The sequence below is a fragment of the Microbacterium sp. zg.Y909 genome, assembly GCF_024626565.1.
Window position 1 is genome coordinate 1 of sequence record NZ_JANJFJ010000307.1, and the last position, 3,872, is coordinate 3,872.

General features: G+C 68.4%; 4 protein-coding genes. All 4 read right to left on the reverse strand.

The window, feature by feature from the left end:
* Window positions 1-623, reverse strand: a 623-nt coding sequence (locus NQ160_RS17780) for a quinone oxidoreductase family protein (RefSeq protein WP_257516470.1), incomplete at its 3' end; no start/stop codon positions are given.
* Window positions 623-1,522 (reverse strand): GTPase Era, encoded by a 900-nt coding sequence (gene era, locus NQ160_RS17785; RefSeq protein WP_257516473.1) that lies wholly within the window; start codon window positions 1,520-1,522, stop codon window positions 623-625. The genes era and NQ160_RS17780, both read right to left, overlap by 1 nt.
* Window positions 1,523-1,531: 9 nt before the next feature.
* Window positions 1,532-2,506 (reverse strand): choloylglycine hydrolase, encoded by a 975-nt coding sequence (gene bsh / locus NQ160_RS17790; protein ID WP_257516471.1) that lies wholly within the window; start codon window positions 2,504-2,506, stop codon window positions 1,532-1,534.
* Window positions 2,507-2,597: 91 nt separating this feature from the next.
* Window positions 2,598-3,872: hemolysin family protein (locus tag NQ160_RS17795; RefSeq protein WP_257516472.1), on the reverse strand; the 1,275-nt coding region annotated here is incomplete at its 5' end.

The window sequence follows — 3,872 nt, forward strand, 5'->3', positions numbered from 1 at the left end:
GGGGCGCCCTCCGCGGCATCCCGCACGCGATTCAGCAGCCCTTCGCCGTACGCCACCGGCACCCCGCCGTAGCGACGCACCCGTTCGAACGACGAGGGCGACGCCGTCGCGATGACGCGCGCGCCGAGGCGCCGCGCCAGCTGCAGCACCGCCACCCCCACGGCGCCGGACCCGCCGTGCAGGAGGACGGTCTCCCCCGGCGCCACGCCCGTCACATGCAGCAGCTCGGATGCCGTCGTGCCGGCCAGCAGCAGGTTCGCCGCCTGCGGGTGCGTCAGCGACGCGGGCTTGGCGAACACCGTGTCGGCGGGGACGGTGAGCTCGGTCGCGTATCCGCCGGTGATGCGGAAGGCCAGCACCTCGTCGCCCACCGCGGCGGTGCCCGAGGCGATCTCCGTGCCCGGTCCGATCGCCGTCAGCACGCCGGATACCTCGTACCCGATCGGCACGGGCAAGACCAGGCCGGGCCGCTCGACGGCCACGTGCTTCACGTCGGCCGGGTTCATCCCCGCGGCCGCCACCCTGATCGTGACTTCGCCGTGGAGGGGCGCGGGGACCTCGGCGTCGACGAGCTCCCAGCCCTCCGGTGGGCCCCAGCGCGGCGCCTCCCAGCGGCGGGCCATCAGAACCCGAGGCGCCCGAGCTGCTTCGGGTCGCGCTGCCATTCCTTGGCGACCCGCACGTGCAGCTTCAGGAACACCCGGCTCCCGATCAGCGGCTCGATCTGCGCGCGGGCGCGGGCGCCCACGTCGCTCAGCCGTGAACCCCGGTGGCCGATGATGATCGCCTTCTGGCTGTCGCGCTCCACGACGATGCTCGCGAAGATGTCGGTGAGGTCGCTGTCCTCGCGCTGGGCGATGTCGTCGACCGTCACCGCGATCGAGTGCGGCAGCTCGTCCCGGACGCCCTCGAGCGCTGCCTCGCGGATGATCTCGGCGATGCGGTCTTCGGTCGACTCGTCGGTGACGACGCCTTCCTCGTACAGCGCCGGTCCCGGCGGCATGAGCGAGAGCAGTTCGTCGGCAAGCACGTCGAGCTGGTTGTTCGTGAGCGCGGACAGCGGAATCACCGCGTGCCAGTCCTCACGCAGCCCATCGACCTCGATCAGCCTCTCGGTGATCTGCTCGCGGCTGCCCACGTCGGTCTTGGTCACGAGCGCGACCTTCTTGGCGCGCGGGTAGTTCGACAGCGACTCCGCGATGCGGCGGTCTCCGGGCCCGACCTTCTCGGTCGCGGGGACGCAGAACGCGATGACGTCCACGTCACCCAGCACCTGTTCCACGAGATCGTTCAGACGCTCGCCGAGCAGGGTGCGGGGTCGATGGATGCCGGGGGTGTCGACGATCACGAGCTGGCCGTCCGGCCGATTCAGGATGCCGCGGATGGCTCGCCGCGTCGTCTGCGGCTTGTCGCTGGTGATCGCGACCTTCTCGCCGACCAGCGCGTTGGTGAGGGTGGACTTGCCCACATTGGGGCGTCCGACGAAGGTGACGAAGCCGGAGCGGTGGACGTTCTCGTCGATGCGAAACTCTCAATTCTGCATATGGATCTGCTGCCCCTTGACCAGGGGGTAATCCACCAGTGTAGTTGCGTCGAGATCCTCCTTGTGCATGTCGACGCCGGTGACCTGGCTGTTCTCGTAGGTCGTGTAGTAGTAGATGCCCTTGTCGGTGTTGCAGCACGACGAGTAGATCGTGATCTCGAACTTGCCCGGCTCCACCTCCACCAGGCCGCGCTGCTGCGCTACGGATCCGAGGATCTGGAAGAACTGGCTGATCGATTCCGATTCGGAAGCCCCCGACACGGAGTTCATCTTCGTGAAGACGGCCTTCACGAAACGGGATGCCGACGACAGGTCGCCGGGCAGGCCGATGGCCCCCATCCCCCGGCTGTAGACGTCGAAGTCCAGTTCCGGGGCGAAGGTGTTCTCCGGGGGGTTCTTCGTCAGGTGCATGAAGTTGTTGAGGTTGAACGACTGGATGTCGAAGGTGGGGTTGTTGGTCATGATCCCGTACGGGTTGTCGTAGACCTTGAGGCCCTCCTTCACGCTCTCGACGGTGATCGAGCTGTCCCTGTCGCTGATGATCCAGTGCAGGGGCGATGGCGGGAACTCGGCGCTGAACGCAGCATCGGTCACGACCAGGTCCGCGAGCGCGGCCCGCACCTCGGCGACACTCTCGAACTGTGCGAGCACCCACGGGATGAATTCGAACGACCCGACGTTCGTCTTCTCCGGGTTCTCCTGCTTGTAGTCGGCGTTCCCGGGGAAGTTGAGCCCCGCCATGCTGAGGCCCTTCTCGTTCGTCGCGTCGTAGTACAGCGGGTAGCCGTCGGCGATGTTCGCCATGCCGATGATGGCGTGGTGCGTTGCGAGCGTCGGCACCTTGCGGAACTCGAACGGGAAGTTCCGCGGGGTGATCGTGACCGTCTCGTGGTACGAGAATTCGAGGTCGAGATTGCGCCCGAAGTAGTGGTCTTTGGTGGTGTAGTTCGCGCCTGTGCACATGTGACGACCTCCGATGTCGCGGTGTCCGGCTGGTCCGGTAGCGCAACAGTAGGGGCGCTCGTGCACGCGCCGCTACGGGTCGGGTGCCCCGCTACGAGGACTGCGCGGCTTCCGCATCGCCCCGGCTCACGCGTACCTCGCCGGTGCGCGTCCGCGGGATCTGGCCGGTGCGCGGGGCCCGGGCGCTGTCGTCCGCGTTGTCGAGCGGTTCGGCGCGCTCCACGAACACCGTCGCGAGCCCGCGCCCACGGCCGCGCGATGCGCCGCCGGTGAGTACGAGACCCTGCGTCTCGGCGGTGACGCCGGGCATCGGGACGCGTCCCAGGGCCTTGCCCAGCAGTCCGCCGATCGAATCCACTTCGTCGTCCTCGAGCTCGATGCCGAACAGCTCGCCGACTTCGTCCAGGCCCAGGCGCGCACTGACCCGGAACCGGCCCTCCCCGAGGTCGACCACCTCCGCTGCCCGCGCGTCGTACTCGTCGGCGATCTCGCCGACGAGCTCCTCGATGAGGTCCTCGAGGGTCACCAGGCCCGACACTCCGCCGTACTCGTCCACGACGAGGCACACGTGCACGGCGTCGCGCTTCATCTGCTGCAGCAGTGTCTCCGCCTTCATCGACTCCGGCACGAAGACGGCCTTGCGCGCGATGCGGCTGACGGCGGCGTTGCGCCACGCGCTCTCGTCGCGGAACGCGAACTGCACCAGGTCCTTCAGGTAGAGGACTCCCACCACGTCGTCGGCCTCGTCGTCGACGACGGGGAGGCGCGAGACGCCCCTGTCGAGGAACAGCTTCATCGCCTCGTGGGTGCTCGCTTCGGCATCCACCGACACCATGTCGGTGCGGGGAACCATCACGGCGCGCACGAACGTGTCGGTGAAGTCGAACACCGAGTGGATGAGCTCGCGGTCGTCCTCCTCGATGAGGTCCTGCGAGGCGGCCTCGTCGACCATGCTCAGCAGCTGCTCCTCCGAGGCGAACGTCGCGTTGCGCGACACCCCGGGCGTGAAGCGGTTGCCGAGGATCACCAGCAGGTGGGCGAGCGGTCCCAGCACGATGCGGGCACCGCGCACGATCGGCGCGGCGTTGCGCAGCAGCCCGGTCGCGTGCTGGCGTCCCGCCGAACGCGGACTGGCGCCCACCAGCACGAACGACACCACGGTCATGAGGAGCGCGGCGGCGAGCATCGCCCACCAGATGTTGTCGAAGGCCAGGGTGAATGCGACCGTCACCAGCACCGCGGCGGTGGTCTCGGCGAGGATGCGGATGAACACCACCGCGTTGCCGTGCGCCTCGGGGTCGTCTGCGATCTTGGTCAAGGCGGTGCGCGACCGGGCGGTGGCGGCGAGTTCGGTGAGGCCTGCGCG

Coding starts and splice junctions, on each gene's coding strand:
- bsh (WP_257516471.1), bottom strand. CDS start 2,506: ATGTGCACAGGCGCGAACTACACCACCAAAGACCACTACTTCGGGCGC.